The sequence below is a fragment of the Dictyobacter aurantiacus genome (genome assembly GCF_003967515.1).
In the GTDB taxonomy this organism is placed as follows: Bacteria; Chloroflexota; Ktedonobacteria; order Ktedonobacterales; family Ktedonobacteraceae; genus Dictyobacter; species Dictyobacter aurantiacus.
Map to the genome: position 1 here is coordinate 4,968,497 of NZ_BIFQ01000001.1, position 19,270 is coordinate 4,987,766.

Below are 19,270 nucleotides of genomic sequence, written 5' to 3' on the forward strand. Positions count from 1 at the left end.
TTGGCGAGGATGCCCCCGGCATCCTCAACCGGGCTTGCTCCGGCTTGGAGCCGAAGGCGACCCCGTCCCCGAACACCCACGTTCCATCAACGCAAAATTGTATCATCCGCCATGTAAACCGCCGCGAGTTTGACCGCTTCCACGATATTCTGATAGCCCGTGCAGCGGCAGAGGTTGCCGGCCAGCCCATGCCGGATCTCTTCGTCCGTCGGCGTGGGATGTTCGCGCAGCAGCGCCTGCACCGAAACGATGATGCCGGGCGTACAGAAGCCGCACTGCAGAGCGTGCTTCTCCTGAAATGCCCGCTGAATCGGGTGCAGCGGCTCCTGTGGCCCCGCGAAGCCCTCAATCGTCGTCAGCTCCATCCCATCGGCCTGCACCGCCAGCATCAGGCAAGAGCGCACCGGCTCTCCCTCAAGAAGGACCGTACAGCAACCGCAGACGCCATGCTCGCAGCCAACATGGGTCCCCGTCAGGTGCAGCTCATGGCGCAGAAAATCCGACAGCAGCAGGCGCGCTGGCACCCGCCGCTCATAGCGCCGACCATTCACGCTCACACCCACCGAAAATGTCTCATCTTCCACGATTACGTCCCCCCTCGTAGGCGGCATAGGATTGCTGCGGTTTTCAAACCGGAACAGCGATACATAGGCCGCAATCCTATGCCGCCTACGGGATCGTTTTCGTGTTCTGCCAACACTTTTACCCCTTCTTCTTTTCTTCAATATTATGCGGTCGATTATTCCTTCCCCGCACGATCACGCCTCATATGTTTGGAGGAGGGAATTGTGCGGGGAGGGAAATCGACCGCAAGGATCGAACCTACGTTTTATGCCACGCGATTTGTAGGGCGCGCCTGGTCGCCTCGGCTACCAGGGCGCGTCGATAGGTCGCTGTGGCGTGGATATCATTGAAATCGTCATCGACCAGACTTTCAGCCATGCGGGCGGCCGTCTGTAGTGTCGCCTCATCAAGCGTCGTTCCGATCAGCATACGCTCGATCTCGTGGCCGCGTATCGGGGTGGGGGCGATGCCAAAATAGCTGATGCGCGCCGATTGACACGTGCCCCTGGATGTAGCGCATACGATCGCGATGGCGCCCGCCAGCGCGTAGTCGCCGGACCGGCGCGCGAACTCGATGCAGGACCAGCCAGCCTGTGGCGTCAGCCAGGGGAAGCGCACCTCCGTGAGTATCTCGCCTTCCTCCAATGAGGTGGTGAGGTGATCGGTAAAGAGGCGATCGGCCCCGATAACGCGCTCGCCGGAACTGTTGCGCGCCACTACCTCGCCATCCAGGCAGGTCAGTAGCGCCGGCAGCTCGGCGGCCGGATCAGCGTGGGCGATGCTGCCCGCTATGGTGCCGCGATTGCGGATCTGCATATGTCCGATATACTTGATGACCTCTACCAGCAGTGGATGTCGCCGCCTGACTATCTCTGCTCGCTCGACGCTGCGCTGACGTGTAAGGGCCCCGATCGCCAGGTAGCCCTTCCGATCCTCCATATAATCCAGTCCGGCGACGCGATTGATATCGATCAGGTATCGTGGAGCGGCCAGGCGCATGTTCAGGACCGGGATCAGGCTCTGCCCGCCCGCTAATATCTTCGCATCCGGGCCGCATTGATCTAACAATGCCAGGGTTTCAGCCAGGGCGCCGGGCGCGCGGTACTGAAAAGGCGCAGGTTTCATGCCTGGTCCTCCAGGAACTGCAATCGGCTCGCCAGTATATCCGCCATGGGCGCGACCCATGACAGCAACTGCTCATCCGCCATCGCCGCACCCACACACTGCAGGCCGAGTGGTAGATTATTGGCCGCCAGTCCCGCCGGCACCGTAATCGCTGGCAGCCCCGCGTAGGTCCAGGGCAGATTCATCAACGGGCTGCCAGTCGAGTCCAATCCTTCAGGGGCTGGACCCGGCGTTGCCGGGGTGACCCAGAGATCGATGCCTGCCTGTTTCATGAGAGTTTCTATCATCTCGCGCAGCCTGGCACGCCCCTCACGTTCTTGCCTGAGCTCTTCGTCACTCACCGTCTGCCCTTCGCGAATCGCGGCCAGGGTTCGTGGCCGATAGAGCGCTTCATAGCGTGTGAACCACGGGGCATGCACGCGGGCCATTTCCGCGAACACCATGCGCATATGCTGACGATTGATTTTCTCTATGTCAGGGAGCACAGGTATACGGCGGATGCGATACCCCGCCTTTTTTAGCAGCGTGAGCTGTTCTTCGAAAGCAGCCAGGGCTTCAGCGGACGCCTGGGCAAGATAGAGTCCATCAGAAAGGGGTGCACCCAGGACAGGTAAAGACTCAACGCGAACGCTATCCTCACCGCGCCAGTCGCGGCACAGCAGCGGTGCGACATAAGAGCAGTCCGCCACACTCTGCGTGAAATAGCCCACATGTTCCACCGAGTCCGCGCAGCGCACCAGCCCATCGATGGGGATGCGCCCATAGGTTGGCTTGAAGCCGACGATGCCACAGAATGCCGCCGGGCGAATCGTCGAGCCGATCACCTGCGTCCCCAGCGCCAGCGGACACATTCCCGCCGCCACCGCCGCCACCGAGCCGCTGCTGGAGCCACCGGGCGTATGATTCAGGTTGTGGGGATTGCGCGTCTCTCCCGGCTCAAAATAGGCGAACTCGGTGGTCACCGTCTTGCCCAGGATACAGGCCCCGGCCTCTCTGAGCGCGCGTACGCACGATGCTTCCTCGCCCGCGAACAGCTCCGCCGGCAGACGCGATCCCGCCCGCGTCGGAAATCCATCGACCCGAAAAGTATCTTTGATCCCGACCGGGATACAGTACAGCGGCGGACGGCTGGCGGGATCAGGATAACGCCGCTGCAGCGCGGCCACCTCGGCCTGTAAGCGGCCCCGGCGATCCTCTTCCGGCAGCAGCGCGTGCACCTGTGGATCGACCGTATCGATCCACGCGCACAGGGTATCGATATACGCCACCGGGTCCATCTGACCACTACGAAGCGCGGCCGCGGTCCCCATCAACGATGCCGAATGAATCACGGGCGAACCTCCTCTTCTCTCCTACATCTAGCATACAAAGAAGCAAAAATGCATATATAACCACAAGAAATAAACAGGAGGCATGATATAATGATAATAAAGGATATCACACACACACACCAATTATATGGAACCCGTATCGTAGGTGCCGGGCTTGCCCCGGCTTTGTCGCCGTAGGTGCGCCCCTTGCGGGCGCTTGTCGCGAAGCGACCCCGTTCCCGGGAGTTCACGTCTCGCCATGGGTGCCGGGCTTGCCCCGGCTTGTTGCGTGGGAGGAGGAGGATACAAGATGATGCCACCGGTTGATTTAAGCCATATGCGCGTGCTCGATCTTTCGCAGAACTGGGATATGCACACACCGGGCTTCGCTACCTATGAGGGGCCAACCATTAAATGGATCAAGCGCGTCGCCTTCGACAAAGTCGGTGGTCAGCATATCTCCTCGACGCTCCATGTGGGAACACACCTCGACGCGCCGCTGCACTTCATTACCAATGGACAGGACATCGGCAGCATTTCGCTGGACAAGCTGGTCGGCCCTGCCGTCGTCGTGGACCTGGAGGCGCTCGGCATCGGCGACTATGATATCTATACCTCAGAGCATTTTGAGCAGTGGGAGCGCAAGACGGGCCAGCGCATCCAGCCCAACGATATCGTGGTCGTCCACACCGGCTACCACAAGTATTATCCCAGCAACTGGTACGGCGACAGCCAGCCGGACGAGACGCGCTACTTCATCAAGCATCCCGGCCCGACGCGCGAGTTCGCCAACTGGGTCCTGGAGCGCAAGATCTCCTGGTTCGCCATCGACGCCGGCTCGATGGACCATCCCATGAACACCGTTATCCGCAAAGTGCGCCCCGACCTGGCAGCCAAATGCGCCCACAAGCTGGGCCGGCCCCTGGAAGAGATCTGGCCCGACGATGACCTGCAGCTCATGCACTACGACATGTTCCCCCACGGTGTCTTCCACGTCGAAAACGCCGGCGGCATGATCGACGAGATCCTCGATCAGCGTGTCTGGATCGGCTGCTTCCCCTGGAAATTCAATGGCGGCGAGGCCGCCTTCTGCCGCCTCGTCGCCTTCGTCAACAATCAACGCTGAGCCTTTTTGTGATACCTACGGCAGCGCCTCTACATTAATAAGGGAGAGCGTGTTGGAATTAAAGTTTGTCAGGTAGAGTGTTTGCCCACCCGGCGTACCTGTTAGCTCTCTGGGAAAGGCCCCCACGGTGATTGTTCCCAGTTGAGCGGGACGACCGGCCAGCGCGCTTTTCGCGTCAAGGATGGTCAGCGTCGACGGTGCCATGGGATCATTCGTTGCGCTTTGCGAGTTGGTATTGTTGATCCGATTTGAGTTGGTGACCACAACTTTGGCATCATTATCGGCGAGGATAATTCCGGTTGGCGCGGAACCAACCGGGACAGATGCCAGCAGGGCGTGGTCTGCATGGCCGCGCAGCTGTGCCGTATTAAATGCCAGCACCTTATTGCTCCCCTGCGCCGTCACCCACGCTACCGTCCCCGACGACGAGAGCGCGACCCGTACCGGTCCACAGCCGGCCGCCGCATGGGCCAGCACCGCATGGGGAAGATCGTGCGGCACGCGGGCGATATCAATCACAGCGAGCGATCCCTGTGGATAATCGCCACACATTCTTCTATCTCCAGATGTGTCATCGGTATTGATGCGACTGGTCACATAGAGATAGCGATTATCGGACGAGATGGCCATGCCGACAGCCCCGCTATTCATATTCAGCGGCCCATTATTGACCGGGATCTGACCGGCTACAGCACCCGAACCAAAGTCATGCTGACGAACACGCTGAAGATCGAGCACGCCAACCGTCCCATCATTCTCATTGGACACGAATGCGTAGCGATCATCGCCAGCAACGACGACTTCTATGGCCTCCTTTACCACCGCCGCGTTACTGTGCACCTGACTGTCCTCCTGGATCGTGCCCAGAATAGCGCCTTGCGCGCCCACCCTGGCCTGCGCGACATCGATAACGGCGACGCCAGTCACGTTCGCCACCAGTAGCAGCCGATTATCATGCGTCAGAGCCATGCCTAATGGATGATAAGGAAGAGCAATTGTGCGCAGCAGACATATGTTGGTTCCCTGCTTCTGTAAAACAGCCAGGCTGCCGCTCCCCAAAAGACCGTTAGAACTATCCAACGATACAAAGATCCACTGCCCATCGCTGGTGATGGTGCTTGCAAAAGGATGGCCGGGCACCGCGACAGTAAGCGGAGAACTTGATGGCTTATAGGCCGTACTTACGGGAAGGGGCATACAGGATGTCGCGTGCGCTGGATGATTCGTTGCAGCACTACTATTGCAGGCACCCAGCAGGATCATTAATAACATACCCGCTATGAGAATCTTCATCCTTGAAAGATAAGCTACCAGAGGATATTTCACCTTGTAAATCTTCCCTTCTATATTAGAAGAACAGATATTTAGCAGCTAAAAAAGCCAACTTAGCTATCCCATTTTGAAATGCATATAGAATATAACTAATCGCTTTAATTTATATAGCACAATGCAATTATATATGTCAATGAAAGACGCATGAAATTATAAAATACTTCTGAAAGCCGCAAGTTCCACACCTACGGCACTCCTCTGGCTTTTTAGTAGCTGGTGCAATGCAAGGAGCAGCTACTAAAAAATGGGAGGCCATCCGCGGCCTGCTCTCTGTTGTCATCCATAACACTGGGAGAGCTGGTGCCGCGCATGGCCTCCTTTCTTCGCTCGGAAGCGAAGCGAGATGCAGGCGACTTACGGGGCCGTATAGTTATACGTACTCGTGTCGTACTGCAGCCCGTTCTGCTGGTAGGTAAAGGAGTACTGGAGGGTCTGGCCGGAGCCGAGGCCGCTGACATTGTACTCCCAGCGCGCCGTACTGTTGTTGTACGTCATATAGACATTTTGCTGCACCTGATTGGGTACAATATAGTGTAGGATGACGTAGCCGGCCGTCCAGCCGCAGGGCTGGAACCATGGAATGGTCGTGGAGCCTGAGCTGGCGGCACCCTGTACGAAGTTTGTGCCGGATGTGCAGCCTGATGTCGGCGTGGATGTTGGTGTGGGCGTGGGGTTGCTCGAGGTGGGTGTGGGTGTGGGACCACCGCCGGAGCCGCTGGTCGTATAGACATGCACATAGTCAACCAGCATAGGAACACCCGATGCGGTCGCGCCGCTCGGATTGCCGGGCCAGCTGCCGCCCATGGCAATGTTCAGGATGATAAAGAAGCTATGGTCGACGGCGTTGGCCCAGGTGGTGGGGTCCATCCCAGGATTATTGGAGTAGACATGCCAGAATTCGACGCCGTCCAGATACCAGCGGATCTCCTCGGGAGATGTGCTGCGGTCAACCTCGACACGATAGGTGTGGAAGCCCGCCTGACAGGTGGTGCCGGTGCAGGGGGTATTGCCGCCCAGCCCGTTGGTCTCGTTACAGGGGCCACCGGGATCGACGCCGCAGTGCAGTGTACCGAATTCTGTATTGACACCGTTGACGTTCTCCATCCCGTCGATCTCGCCGGCTATGGGCCAGTTGGTGTAGTTGCCACGGAACGATGAGCCCAGCATCCAGAACGCGGGCCAGTAGCCCTGGGCCGCCGCACCCGTTACATTGGGCATCTGAAGCGAAGCCTCAACCGCCATCTCGCCTCCCGCAGGAGCCGCGAAGGAGGAATCCTGTGTCTCGATACGACCGGATGTCCAGTTACCATTGCTATCACGGATCGGCTTGATCGCCAGGTGTCCATTGCCGTCCAGGTAGACGTTGTTGGTGCTGTTGGTCATCGTCTCGACCTCGCCGGTCCCCCAGTTAGGTGCTCCACCCGGATAGCTGGTTCCCAGGTCGTAGAGCCAGTTGGAAGAACTGGGCGGCGTGTTGGCCGCGCCATCGAAATCATCTCCCCAGACAAAATTCCAGGAGGCCGCGTGTGCGCTGGGCACACGATTGAAGAGTGCGTAGCTGGACAAAGCCAGGATCAGCACAGCTGTAAAAAGAAGTGAGAAACGCTGGAGGGAAATCCTTCCCGCTGTCGGATGAGCAGCATCTGCTCCTCTCTGCGTCGAGAACATAAGACTCACCTACTCCTTTCAATCCTTTGAAAGTATGACAGTACAAAAGGTCATCAGTAAGTGTATACCACTTACGCTACATAATAAGGCCGCAATATCTGTTCGCGCTCCCAGAACATCAAATCCATTTGATGATACAAAAAACGTAACATAGAAACCGGTTTCTGTCAAGGATGAAGCGAATCTTAGGGCGAAACGGCTATAATCTGGTTATGATTGTAGAGCCAATGTATTCAGATGGTGCTGTTTAAGACAGCTCTATTGCAATGAGGTAGCTATGGCTGGTATATATGATCTTTATGGCATTACCGATACCGATATCGATACTGCCGCACGTCTATTGCCGGATGCGCTAGGCCTGCCTTTTGAGCCACATGAGAGCTCGTTCTGGGGGGATTATTACTCGGTACGGACAGAGAACTACGATGAGCATTTTTCCCTCAAAGAAAATTACAATGTGATGGAGGAAGATTGGAATTGGTCTCAGTTTAAACACTATCCTCTTATGCTGGAAGTTTCTATCGATGGAAAGACGATGAAGCGTGCGCGAGAGCTAGAAGCTCGTTTGCTGCAAACCATGGGCAAGAAGATCATTCTGTTGAAGAGGGTGGAGTTCGCGTCGTAGATGCCGGGCACGCCCCGGCTTTGTCTCCTCCACAGGAGCGGCGACCCCGTTCCCGAGCGTGTATGTTCCGGTTCGTAGACCAGCTTCTTGCGTCCCCAGCGATTCGAGGCTCAGCCAGCCAGCAGCGCCATCGGCAGCAGGACCGCCGGCTGAAAGAGGGTGCCGTTGAAAAACTCGCCCGAGAAGGGCGTGTTGAAAAAGATAGTTTTGATGCCGCGCCCACCCGGTACATCGTCGAAATCGTACTGCAGAAAATAGTAGACGCTCCAGATCCCCAGTGGGCGGGATAATAATGATCCCACCCACCAGGCCCGGTTACACAACGTTGCTTATTCGTCGCCCTTGTTAGAAGAAAGGCCGGGGAGGAGTTGCGTCTTTTCCGCGCGTACCGCCTGCAGCGCCTGTGGATTCAGGTTGAGGATCTGCAGGATGCTGGGAGCGATCTGCGTGGTGGAGACCGGTGTATAGACAGCGCTGGCCTTCAGGTCAGGATTGGAGACCAGCAGCGCGACGTGGGTGTCATCATCGCTGAAGCCGCCATGCTCGGCGATTTTGGTGGCCGTAGGTTTGGCGTAAATTACACCCTGGTTGGGCAGCACCACAATGTCAGGGGTGCGTGAGTCGGTCTGCGGATCATTAAAGAACTGTTTGAGCTCATCCCCGCTGATGATCTGGCCGATATTAGCCTGGGCCGCATTGGCGCTCAACTTCGCCACCACTGCGTTGGTCTTGCTCGAATCGGTCAGCCAGATCAGGCTCACGTCGTCCTGCGTCGCCTGGGCCAGCAGGCCGGGCTGGACGCTATTGACCAGGTTGGGGATGATCTTTGAATCTACGATCTGATGCTTGTTGGGATCAACCGGAGACTGACCGTGTTTAGCGGTCACAATGATGGTGGTATCTTTCGACAGACCACGCTTGTTCAGTTCGCTTACAAACTTACCCAGAGATTGATCGGTATGGGTGAGTGCCTCCTGCAACTGGGCACTGGGGGTGCCGGCCGCGTCCACATAGCCCGCTCCGGCCGTCTTCTGCGCTACGCTCACCGCCTGGAAGTTCATACCAAAGATGGCCGGGACCGGGGCGTTCTTTGTGCCGCTATGATCTTTGCCATCGATCTCATGCAAGATGGCCTGCACTTTGACATCATCATAGGCCTCGATATCAGCCACTGTAGAGCCGACCGAAGCGATCTCGGGACTATAGAGATCGGCCACGCCCTTGCCTGAAGGACCATTCAGCAGGTCATAGGCCAGATGCTTATCCGACCACGCTGTGTTCAGGCCCGCCTGTCGTGCCACCTCAAAGATGGTGTTTACACGCAGGAAGCTGTGTGGGTAGACCGGGGTACAGCCCTTGCTGGGATCGAGTGGCAGCGTGGTCGGATCGATGCCGCCGCCGCCATTGAGCGCCGTGGGGTCTTTATCAATTGACTCATCATACACAATCTCGGCGCCCTTTGTCGCGCATTTAGATCCTGGAGCTGAAAGGGTGCGATCATAAGAGTCATCATAGAACACACCCGTTGTACGGGGCGATCCGCCAGTCGTCATCGACAGGATGCCAGGAAATGAATCGGATCTTCTCCATGCCCATCGTGTAGGACCGTGGGCCGGGACGGGTCGTCATCGACAGGATGCCAGGAAATGAATCGGATGGCTTAGAGGTAGAGGCATTGGTGTAGGTGACCCCGTTCTGCGACAACTTCGCCAGGGTCGAATTAGGATTCAACCGAACATAGCGCGCCAGATCTTGCGCGTGAAATCCATCGATGCTTAACAGCAGAACATGATGTCTGCTATTATGTACATCTTCAGAAGAAGCCTGTACATTCTGGATAAAAGGAATGCTGGTCAGGCCGATGGCCAATATGACCGCCGCCACCAGCACTATGCCACGATACTTTTTCATACTGTTTCCTTTTGTAAAAACTTTTAGAGAGAAATAAAATCGAGTGTGCCATACGCCCAATCACCAACATCCAATCAGAAGTGACTTCAGGCAGCGGGCCCTATATCGCCTTTACTGACAATAAAGCTTATAAAAATAGTGACCGAATATGATTGTGCGCTAAAATTAAGCATAGAACCTCTGTATTAAAAATTGTCGATATTATCATTAAATCATTGTTAAGCCGACCGAGGAGAAGTCCCCCACCACGAACCGCCTCCCACCACGAACCGCCTCCCACCACGAACCGCCTCCCACCACGAACCGCCTCCCACCACGAACCGCCTCCCACCACGAACCGCCTCCCACCACGAACCGCCTCCCACCACGAACCGCCTCCCACCACGAACCGCCTCCCACCACGAACCGCCTCCCACCACGAACCGCCTCCCACCACGAACCGCCTCCCACCACGAACCAAAACCCGGCAAGAAAATCCTCCCCAACGAGAAACACCCCTGTAGGGTCGACCTTCAACGGCATCTGTTGATACTAAATAGCCAAAAGGTCTCTGGATGGGGAGGGAGACTTGCCAGAGTGGCAAATATCGAGGAACATCCAAAGAAATTGTCATCACACGTTTTCGAAAGGATCTTCCTCGTATGCCTCATCATACCGCATCTGGGCCCGAAGAGGCGAATGCCGATTCGCTCTCACAACAGATCGTTGGCTGCTTGCAGCGCCTCATCGAACCCTCTGATCCCCCTGCCGCTGCGGTGAGCCGCCCTCGTGGACGACCCGCAGTGCTCTCCTCTGAGCATCTGTGTCTGGCGGTCTTGCTGGCGCTGCTGCGCGGCTTGAAGAGCTATGCCTGCGTCTGGCGCCTGATCACCTGGTCGGGGGTCGGCCACTTTCCTCTCTTGCCCCATACTCGTGACGCCATCCGCAAACGCCTCTTGCACACCTCCCTCGACGTCTGGCAGCGCCTCCTGCTGCGCGTGAGCACCGGCTTGCATGCCCAAACCCAGGCGGTCGCCCAGTGTGATCTGCTTCCCTGGGTTTCCCATATCTTCGCTCTGGATCAAACCACGCTCGATGCCGTCCAGCGGCGCATGCAGGATGTGCGCGATGAAGCCGTGGACAGTCCACGCCTGCTGGTCGGCAGACTGGCCGCCCTCTTTGATGTCCGCCGCCAGCAATGGGTTCGTATCCTCTTCCGTGAGGACGTCTTTGCCAATGAAAAACTGCTCGTCCAGGACGTGGTGCGTGGATTGCCCGCTGGCAGCCTGCTGCTGGCCGATCTGGGCTACTTCAGCTTTCCCTGGTTTGACTGGCTCACGGACCAGGGCTTTTTCTGGCTCTCACGGATGCGGGAGAAGACCTCCTACCAGATCCTGCACGTCTTTGTGCAGCAAGGCACCACGCTCGACGCCCTGGTCTGGCTGGGAGCCTACCGCGCCGATCGCTGTGCCCACCGGGTGCGCCTGATCCAGTTTGAGCATCACGGCAAGCTGTACCAGTATCTGACCAACATCTGCGAACCCGATCGCTTGAGCATGAGCGAGGCCGCTCGCCTCTACGCGCGTCGCTGGGAGATCGAGCTGGCGTTCAAAGCGCTCAAATGCACGCTGGGCATTCGCGTGTGGTGGTCCTGCGATCCTCTCCTGGTGCTTCAGCAGCTCTTCGCCGCCTTCATCCTGGCTCAGGTGCTCCATGCGCTCCACGCTCAGGTGGCCTTCGCCGCCCAGGTCCCTCTCTTCGACGTGTCCTTGCCCGTGCTTGCCACCTTGCTTGCTCAGGCGCCCACGCGATCGGGTGGGCAGCCCCTGATCCAGCGACTGCTCGAGGTGGGTCGGCGCCAGGGTTTGATCCGGCCCTCGCGGCGCATCGAGCCAGCCGTCCCTGCTCTGCTGAGGTCCTACACCCCGGCCCCACCTGATCTGCCGACCATCCGACCGCCACGCTACGCCCATCGTGTCCGTCAGGGACGTTCGGATCGACCCGACTTTGTGCCTCGTTTTTTCACCTTCATCGTGATTTAGTATCAACAGATGCCTTCAACGGTCGACCGGGCTGCCAGCGCCAGCGACGGCAGCCCACGTACCCGGCCGGTCCGGATTCTCGTGGAAAACACCTCGCCCCACGTGGTACTCGGCGAGGAGCGCTCGCTTTTAGGAACGCCTGCGCAACGTTGCGGGCAGGGACGGCGTGGTCCGACGTGAAAGGTATGGGAAGCGATGTCGTTGGGGTACGGGGGCCGCAAGCGGCCCTATCGACCGTTGAAGGTCGACCCTACGCCATCATGGCGACCGTCTGCATGTGCTCCGTCACCACTGCTCGGGCTGCCGCGGTGGCCTCGCGCATGAGATCGAGCCAATCCTGGCCGCGCCGGCGTACGTCGGGAGTGGGACCGACGCGTTGCCCCCAGGCGGCGATGGCGGTGAGAAAGGCCGTGCGCACCTCGGTGTTGACGTTGATCTTGGCGACACCCAGCGAGATGGCATGCTGGATGCTTTCTTTGCCCAGACCACTCGCGCCATGCAGGATTAAGGGTACATCGACCTGGGAAGCGATCTGCGATAGCAGCTCAAAGTCGAGCGGTGGGGGATTGGGGGTGAAGCCGTGGACATTGCCGATCGCCACCGCCAGCATCGAAGCTCCTGTCGCCTCAACGAAGGTGCGCGCCTGCTCTGGATGGGTGAGCGAGGCCTTGATCGCCTCGATGGTGACGCCGTCTTCGGTCCCCGCCAGGTAGCCTAGCTCCGCCTCGATCGTCGCGCCGTACGATGAGGCCAGCGCGGCGGCCTGTCTCGTCAGCAGGATATTCTCCTCGAACGAGAGGTGCGAGCCGTCGGCCAGCGCGGAGGCGCAGCCCCAGGCCAGGCAGCGTTCGATCATGTCCAGGTCGGCGCAGTGGTCCAGGTGGACCGCGACCGGGACGCTTGCGTTTTGCGCCGCCAGCACGGTCGCCTTGACCAGCGGCTCCCCGCCGGTCTTCACGGAGGCGACACCCAGCTGCAGGATCGCCGGCTGCTTCAGCTGCTCGGCGGCCCCCAGGATGGCCTGCGTCAATTCCAGACTGTAGGTGTTGAAGGCCCCGACGGCGACGCCATGCTGGCGCGCCTCTGTTACTAGTTCCAGCGTTTTGGCTAGCATGGCTACTTACTCTTTCTTATATACTGACAATGCCTGCACCACTTCTCTCAGGGTTTCGGGATTGCCCACGTTGCCGGGAAAGACGATATAGGGGACGCCGGCGAAGCGCGCATGAGGACCCCTCTCTAAACGCCAGACCGGGATGCCTGGGAGGATCTGGCCGAGTACGTGCGCGCGTTCCGCTCCCAGCCCGTGCCGGGCTACGTCATGGCTGGTGATGCCCCCCTTGGCAACGATGAAGCGCGGCCGCTGCTGTACGGACTGCACCACCTCGATGAGCGCCCGCGAGACGCGTCGTCCCAGCGCCAGAAAATCGGCGCTATCTGCCCCTGTCACCAATGAGCGACTGGTAAAGACCACGGGTGTTACGCCGGACTGGATGAGCTCATCGACGCGCCGGGCGAGGGCGGCGCTGATCTCGTGCGCCCCCTCTTCGCTCTTGATCACGCGCTCAACGGGAAGCTCAATCCCTTCTACTGAGGGCAGCGCGAGCAGGGCTTCCAGTTGCGCTGTACTGGCGGGGACATAGGAGCCGACGATGACCAGACCGCCATTGGTCGAGGGCGTTTCTCCCACGATCTCGCCTGGTTGCAAGAGGGGACGCGTGGCGACCGCGCCGCGCAGGCGCACAAAACTGGCGGCCGTGCGATAGGCGAAACTCTTCCCGCTGGCCTCGGCCTGCAGAACGCCGGCGACGACCACAGCCAGGTCACCATAGCCAGCCGCGTTGACCACGATGGGCAGTCCGCCCGTGACTGCGCGCAGCCGCTCCGCCACCGCCTCGGGTCCGCCCTCACGAATCAACTTCAGATCCAGGCTAACGACCTGCTCTGCGCGCCAGTATCCCTTGCTCTTCTCCTCAATCCAATCCGGCAGATACGCCGTGCTATAGCCGAAGGCGCTATCCTGCGCGTAGGGTGTCTCGTGCGCCGGCCGCAGCGTATCGGACGAGGCCGTCGGCGTCGCCACATAATGCGTATCCCCAATCGTATAGCGCCCCCCCTCAAAAAACGCCGGCACCACAAGATGCCCATCATAGGTTCGGACCTCGCGTCCGACTTCCCCTCGCCCCCCGATCTCTCGCCCCATGCCACGTTCAAGCGCGAAGATCTCGGCTGGATAATGGCCGCGCAGGGTGGAGTCGCTGCGGCTGGCGACCACAAACTCTTTACCGGTGCGCCGCGAGGCCGCCAGCAACTGACGCGCGATCGTCTCATTCATCTCGGCCGCTTCGTGTTCGGGCAGGCTGCGCGAGTTCGTCAGCAGATAGAAGAGCCGCTGCTCGCGTTCCAACGTCTTCGTAAGCAGCTCTTCGTCCCAGGCGGTGAGCAGCTCTACGTCGGAGACCGTCTGGGTCCCGGTGGGATCATCGTCGATGACGACGAGCACGCGCTTGCTCTCGGCTTTCAGGCGCTCAATGAGCGGGAAGAGCGCGGCCTCGTCGAGCTGTGGTGGCAGGTGGGCCGTTAATTCGCTGAGTGTTACCATAGCTGTCCGCCTCAGTGCATATGCATGCCGCCGTTGATATCCAGCGTCACCCCGGTCAGATACGAGCTTTCATCGGATGCCAGGAAAAGGATACACTTCACGACATCATCGACGTTGGCGATGCGTCCCATCAGTGTGCCCTGTCCTAACTCGGCCTTGCGCTGCTCTGTGAGCAGGTCGCCGGCGATGTCGGTATCGACCATCGAGGGCGCCACGCAGTTGACGCGAATGCCGCGCGGCGTCAGTTCGCGCGCGATGGCCTTGGTAAAGCCCATGATGCCGGCCTTGGCGGCGCTATAGTGCGAAGAGCCGAAGACGCCGCCGCCGCGCTGACCCGAGACCGACGACAGCGAGACGATCGCTCCGCCGCCGCGCTGCAGCATGGCAGGTACGGCCACCTGCGTGGTCAGAAAGGTCCCCTTCAGATTCACATCCAGCACCAGGTCGTACTCGTCTTCGCTGATGTCGAGAAAGGTGGTCGGACGCGTTAGGCCCGCCACATTAACAAGGATATCCAGGCCGCCAAAGCGATCAGTGAGGGAGCGGACCACGCGCCGCATGGCCTCTTTATCGCGCACGTCGGCCACCTCTCCCATCGCCGGTCCGATCTTCTGCAGCTCCTCTGTAACCTTCTGCACGCTCTCGGGGACCACGTCGGTGATCACGACGCTGGCCCCCTCTTTAGCCAGTGCCAGCGCCGTCGCGCGTCCAATACCACGCTGCGAGCCCGCGCCCGTGACCAGCGCCACCTTATTGGTAAATCTATCCTGCATGGTGTTCCCTCCCTATGACTTGCTTGTAATCTCTTCCATTAGTCTGACCAGGATGGAATCGTCCAGGTTGTCCCATCCCTTCGCGTGGGCCATTTTGTACAGCTGATGCGCGACCCCGCCGAGCAGCAGGGGATGGCCCATGTCGTTGGCGGTCTCCATCACGAAACCCAGATCCTTGACCAGGATCTTGAGGGCGCTCTTGGGTGGTGTGAACTGCTCGCTGACCATGCGCTGGCCCCGGTCGGAGAAGATCCAGCTATTGCCGGCGCTTTTGGTGATGATCTCGTAGAGCATGGCCCGATCCAGGCCGGCGCGTTCACCAAAGACCAGGGCCTCGGCGGCGATCGCGTTATGCACGCAGACCATCAGCTGATTGATCATCTTGACGGCCTGCCCATCGCCGGCCTTCTGTCCCACATGATACACATTCGATCCCAGTGTCTGCAGGACCGGCTGGCAGCGCTCCACGACCTCGCTCGGTCCGCCCACCATGATGCTCAGTGCCCCATTGATCGCCCCCACCTCACCTCCGCTGACCGGCGCGTCCACGTATGAAATTCCACGCTCCCCCAGGCGGGCCGCCGCGCTCTGCACCATGCTGACGCTCATAGTGCTCATGCCCATCACGATCGCGCCCTCGCACAGCGCCTGCGCGGCCTGTCCCGGCTCGAAGAGGATGGCGGAGAACTGCGCGTCATCGACCACCATCGTAATCAAAATATCGCTGGCGGCCGCCACGGTCCGCACATCTTCCGCCGAACGCGCCCCCTCGGCCACCAGCGCGGCCACTGGCGCTGGATTCACATCGTACACGGTACAGGCATAGCCAGCCTGCAGCAGATTGCGCGCCATCGGCTGCCCCATTACCCCCACGCCAATAAAGCCTATGCGCGGCCTCTCGTTCTCTCCCATCAAAGCCTCCTTACTCAATACTCATGCATCAACCGCGATGCTCTGCGGACAAACGGTGCTGCCATTATCATACACCACAGTATCCTATCAATGCAGCACCGAGCAGAAAACGATTTCTAAAGAGGTGATCTTTGTGAGAGCAGGCCATGTGTATGCATGACAATTCGCCTGGCGAAGACAGGCTCAAAATCCGATTTTCTGGAACAGGGATGCGATAAAGGAAACAATGAAAGGGAAGACGAGTGGTAGAATCACCGGTATGATGATGGTGGCAACTACGCTGCTCAGCGTACGGGTTTTCAGGGGCCAGACGGGAAATGAATTGTAGATCAGATCATAGCGTTTCTTGAGCGTTTCCAGATGCTGCACTTCAGCCTCGATAGCCTGCGTATCCTGCGTTTTGGCGGACAGAGAGCGCATGAGCGCCTGCTGGTATTCTATTGCCAGGGGTTGTAGCTCTTCATCGCGCGCCTTGACCATCATGCGATGAGGGAAGATCAACCAGCCAATGAGGAGCGCGGGGATCAGCAAGATATAGATAGCAACGAGGAGCACGGCTTCTGGGAAGGCAAGCGAACCCACGTCGCGCGCAAGTATCATGACGACCAGCAGGATTACTACCCAGAGCATGATGCTGACACAGAACCAGAGTAGCGGTTCAAAGCCCTGAATCCTGCTGGAGCTATCAGGGAGTGCTGGTTTGATCCGCAGCTTGAAAAGATAAAACAGACGATTCACAAAAATCAAAGCCAGCACCAGTCGTATCACACTCATCCCGGTCGCGAACATCAAGGGGACATAGACCACAATCACGATGCCGCGTACCACTAATGGCAGTATTTGATGTCGGTTGGGCAATTCACGCAGAAATAATCTCAGCAGCGCGTACAGGATGATGATGATGATAAGTACAATCGGCCACCAGTGATTATCTATCCAGTCGACGAATCGTTGTCGGAAGCGTGTATATGCTTCTTTATCAGCCGCATTTTTACGATACGCGCCAACCATGCCATCCATGTAGAATGCATTGAAGGTTTTTGCAATAGTAGTGGGAAGGCTGGTATAGATAAAAAAGAGGGAAGGAAAAAGGACAAACGTCTGAAGAATAATACTTACAAGGGGGCCCGGATTCTGTCCTGACGGAAATCTGTTTCCCCATACCATCCACCACAGCAGGTAGATGAACCCTGGAGGGAGCAGTGCGCCAACACTTATCCTGAGATTGCTCAGGTGTAGCCTATCCTTGAGCAGAAACAGTAACGGGTCATGAAGGTAGATTTGTCGCGCAGATAGCGTGGTATCTGGCATTGCTTGCGCACTCTCGGTGAGTGGTGGTGTTTCGTTTGCTTCCATGCAATTACCCCGGAAATATAGTATTGGCTCAAGGAGCCTGTTGTATTATAACGATCGAAAATCCTTTCTGTCTATCCCTTAAGATCCTCAAAACAGGACCAGCTGCCTGATCGCTTACGATGAGGCAGGCTGGATCTGGATCTTATGCATATTCCAGCACGACCGTCTTCTTGAAGTGGAGGCCGAGCCGTTCCGCCTCGACCTCAATTCCTTTTTGGATCGCGGCGCTGGCGGGGGAGAACATATTCACTTTGACGATGGTATGTGCGCGTTTGACGGTCGAGCTCCAGATGCCCTGGATGGAGCCGTTGATCAGGATGACCGCGAAGGTCCAGCCTTGCAGATTGAAGACTTTGCGCTTGTGGACCTGGGCGAGCAGGGCTTCGCAATCGCGCGGCGCTCCGATCGTGTAGGCATCGAATAAGGGGAGCAGGTGGATCTGCTCTGTGGGTTCAATGCTTTGCATGAGCGGCAGCGTCTCACGCAGGGCGAAGGCTCGCCATCCTTCGACCTCGACTTCGACCAGCTCCGCCGCCAGCGACTGGAAGGTCTGCCTGGCGCTGGTCTTTGTAGCTCCCCACCAGAAGGCAAAATCGTTTGAGGTTGCCGGACCATACGCCCGCAGGTAGCGCCGGGCGATCTCCTGCAGCGCCAGCTGCGGCTCGATGGGCTGCCACTCACCCATCCATCCCCTGGGATTCATGAAGGTGACCGTCTTCCCCTGGCCGGGTCCGAAACACAGATCTCCGCGATAGGCCGATGGCTTCAAGGGGGTTCCCCAGCTGGAAGAGAGGATCAGGTCGCGCAGGTGCGCCATCCCCGTATGGCTGGCGACCGCGTCAGCCAGCTGCAGACGTGTCAGTGGTCCCTGCTCCAAAACGTGTGGAATCGCCAGCAGAAAAGCCTCCTGCTGCGCGCTCGAGAGGCCAAACTCAGCGAAATAATTCGACCAGCTTTCGCTATGCTGCCAGTCGCGGGCCGCTAGATACAGAGGGAGTTCGCTGGTGGCAAGCAGGTGGATGGTGCCGCGCATAGCCCAGGTCTTCACCAGGGTATGGTCCTGCCACAGCGCCGCCTGGACATCACTGGAAGCAAAACCTTCCACACGGGTACACATCGCCAGCTCGGCGGCCGACATCACCTGTGCCTGAATCCCGGCCGGACGCGTCACGGCCTGCATAAAATCACGCGAGGAGAAACGGGGGGAGAGGCCGTGTTGCGCCAGGCGCCAGGCATGCACCTGGCGCCATTGCAGTGCTGTCATCTTCAATCCTTTCAAGGCGCGAGTACCTACATACAGGAGACCCGCGAGCCTCAGCTAGCAGGTTCTTCCTTCGCCCACGCGACCCAGTCGAGCGCCTCGCCCGGGATGCCATGCTGACCAAGGAAGAGGCTCAGCTGGGCCGTGTGTTCCTGCACGTGTCGCAGCGTCATGATCTGCAATTCCAGGTAGCTCATGCTTCGTTCCTTCAACCAGGGATAGGAGACGACCTGGCGCGCCTGCTCGTCCGTCAGCTGCGATAGCCGGGTACAGCACTTCTGGCGCGTCTCTTTCAGATAGACATGTAGCTCCTCCCTGCTATAGGGCCGTTCGGGTAGCGCCTCTATGGAATCTATCTCTCCCTGGACAAATGGAGCCGGGGGAGCAAAATCCTCCTCAGGGAGACCTGAGAGATACAGGTCGAAAAAGACCAGCGTGTGAAAGGTGACATACCAGAACTCCGCGAACCGCGGCGGGAACCACTCTGGCGGTGGCTCACTCCAGAGACGCGCACTCCACAGCGCATCCGGGCAGGCCAGCAGGGCGTTCTCCAGCATATCGACGGCCGCCCCGAACTGCCTCCACAGGGCAGTGTAGAACATCGTATCCATTGCCTGTTCAGCCATAATATTGCCTCCTTTTTCTCTTCTCTCCTCACAGACTACCACCAAAAGCGGCAAAATT

General features: G+C 58.6%; 19 protein-coding genes. 4 read left to right on the plus strand and 15 right to left on the minus strand.

Annotation, left to right across the window (positions count from 1 at the left end; genetic code table 11):
* Positions 1-86 precede the first annotated feature (86 nt).
* From KTT_RS19955 to KTT_RS19965, 3 genes are all read right to left on the minus strand, one after another.
* Positions 87-611, minus strand: coding sequence for a (2Fe-2S)-binding protein (locus KTT_RS19955; RefSeq protein ID WP_126597667.1), 525 nt, complete (start codon positions 609-611; stop codon positions 87-89).
* A 211-nt stretch (positions 612-822) separates the two neighbouring features.
* Complete coding sequence (locus KTT_RS19960) at positions 823-1,689, minus strand: FAD binding domain-containing protein (protein WP_160145994.1); 867 nt, start codon at positions 1,687-1,689, stop codon at positions 823-825.
* Positions 1,686-3,020 carry an amidase gene (locus KTT_RS19965; protein ID WP_235845777.1) on the minus strand — a complete coding sequence of 445 codons (1,335 nt, stop codon included), beginning with the start codon at positions 3,018-3,020 and terminating at the stop codon, positions 1,686-1,688. Before KTT_RS19965 ends, KTT_RS19960 begins: the two co-directional genes overlap by 4 nt.
* Positions 3,021-3,309: 289 nt before the next feature.
* On the opposite strand from KTT_RS19965, the gene KTT_RS19970 reads away from it, so the two are divergent.
* Complete coding sequence (locus KTT_RS19970; RefSeq protein ID WP_218030935.1) at positions 3,310-4,125, plus strand: cyclase family protein; 816 nt, start codon at positions 3,310-3,312, stop codon at positions 4,123-4,125.
* Between the two features lie 15 nt (positions 4,126-4,140).
* On the opposite strand, the gene KTT_RS19975 is transcribed toward KTT_RS19970, so the two are convergent.
* Together KTT_RS19975 and KTT_RS19980 are read right to left on the minus strand one after the other, a co-directional pair.
* Positions 4,141-5,397 (minus strand): YncE family protein, encoded by a 1,257-nt coding sequence (locus tag KTT_RS19975; protein ID WP_160145995.1) that lies wholly within the window; start codon positions 5,395-5,397, stop codon positions 4,141-4,143.
* Positions 5,398-5,811: 414 nt separating this feature from the next.
* Entirely contained in the window at positions 5,812-7,125 is a 1,314-nt protein-coding gene (locus KTT_RS19980; RefSeq protein WP_126597670.1) for a glycoside hydrolase family 16 protein, read from the minus strand.
* A gap of 277 nt (positions 7,126-7,402) precedes the next feature.
* On the opposite strand from KTT_RS19980, the gene KTT_RS19985 reads away from it, so the two are divergent.
* Positions 7,403-7,750, plus strand: coding sequence for a hypothetical protein (locus KTT_RS19985; protein ID WP_126597671.1), 348 nt, complete (start codon positions 7,403-7,405; stop codon positions 7,748-7,750).
* 110 nt (positions 7,751-7,860) lie between these two features.
* Here KTT_RS19985 and KTT_RS19990 read toward each other — a convergent pair whose 3' ends face one another.
* The 3 genes from KTT_RS19990 to KTT_RS36785 are packed head-to-tail and all read right to left on the minus strand — an operon-like array spanning position 7,861 to position 9,661.
* Complete coding sequence (locus tag KTT_RS19990) at positions 7,861-8,052, minus strand: hypothetical protein (RefSeq protein WP_126597672.1); 192 nt, start codon at positions 8,050-8,052, stop codon at positions 7,861-7,863.
* Between the two features lie 27 nt (positions 8,053-8,079).
* Complete coding sequence (locus tag KTT_RS19995) at positions 8,080-9,303, minus strand: alkaline phosphatase family protein (RefSeq protein ID WP_218030936.1); 1,224 nt, start codon at positions 9,301-9,303, stop codon at positions 8,080-8,082.
* Positions 9,260-9,661, minus strand: coding sequence for an alkaline phosphatase family protein (locus KTT_RS36785; protein ID WP_218030937.1), 402 nt, complete (start codon positions 9,659-9,661; stop codon positions 9,260-9,262). Before KTT_RS36785 ends, KTT_RS19995 begins: the two co-directional genes overlap by 44 nt.
* A 641-nt stretch (positions 9,662-10,302) precedes the next feature.
* Here KTT_RS36785 and KTT_RS20000 point away from each other — a divergent pair.
* On the plus strand, positions 10,303-11,682 hold the full coding sequence (locus KTT_RS20000) for an IS4 family transposase (RefSeq protein ID WP_126595959.1): 1,380 nt from the start codon (positions 10,303-10,305) through the stop codon (positions 11,680-11,682).
* 9 nt (positions 11,683-11,691) lie between these two features.
* The gene (locus KTT_RS36205) at positions 11,692-11,862 is read left to right on the plus strand and encodes a hypothetical protein (RefSeq protein WP_160145996.1); all 171 of its coding nucleotides are present in this window, start codon (positions 11,692-11,694) and stop codon (positions 11,860-11,862) included.
* A 70-nt stretch (positions 11,863-11,932) separates the two neighbouring features.
* Here the strand turns inward: KTT_RS36205 and KTT_RS20005 are convergent, their stop codons facing one another.
* The 7 genes from KTT_RS20005 to KTT_RS20035 all read right to left on the minus strand — a co-directional run bounded on the left by KTT_RS20005 (position 11,933) and on the right by KTT_RS20035 (position 19,212).
* Positions 11,933-12,796, minus strand: coding sequence for a class II fructose-bisphosphate aldolase (locus tag KTT_RS20005; RefSeq protein ID WP_126597673.1), 864 nt, complete (start codon positions 12,794-12,796; stop codon positions 11,933-11,935).
* Between the two features lie 6 nt (positions 12,797-12,802).
* Entirely contained in the window at positions 12,803-14,284 is a 1,482-nt protein-coding gene (locus tag KTT_RS20010; protein WP_126597674.1) for a four-carbon acid sugar kinase family protein, read from the minus strand.
* A gap of 11 nt (positions 14,285-14,295) precedes the next feature.
* Positions 14,296-15,057: an SDR family NAD(P)-dependent oxidoreductase gene (locus tag KTT_RS20015; RefSeq protein WP_126597675.1), complete on the minus strand. Its 762-nt coding sequence runs from the start codon at positions 15,055-15,057 to the stop codon at positions 14,296-14,298.
* 12 nt (positions 15,058-15,069) lie between these two features.
* Positions 15,070-15,969 carry an NAD(P)-dependent oxidoreductase gene (locus KTT_RS20020; RefSeq protein ID WP_126597676.1) on the minus strand — a complete coding sequence of 300 codons (900 nt, stop codon included), beginning with the start codon at positions 15,967-15,969 and terminating at the stop codon, positions 15,070-15,072.
* Between the two features lie 183 nt (positions 15,970-16,152).
* A complete protein-coding gene (locus KTT_RS20025; RefSeq protein WP_126597677.1) occupies positions 16,153-17,325 on the minus strand; it encodes a hypothetical protein in 1,173 nt (390 codons plus the stop codon).
* A gap of 142 nt (positions 17,326-17,467) precedes the next feature.
* Positions 17,468-18,589: a winged helix DNA-binding domain-containing protein gene (locus tag KTT_RS20030; protein ID WP_126597678.1), complete on the minus strand. Its 1,122-nt coding sequence runs from the start codon at positions 18,587-18,589 to the stop codon at positions 17,468-17,470.
* Between the two features lie 50 nt (positions 18,590-18,639).
* Positions 18,640-19,212, minus strand: coding sequence for a DinB family protein (locus KTT_RS20035; protein ID WP_126597679.1), 573 nt, complete (start codon positions 19,210-19,212; stop codon positions 18,640-18,642).
* Positions 19,213-19,270 lie beyond the last annotated feature (58 nt).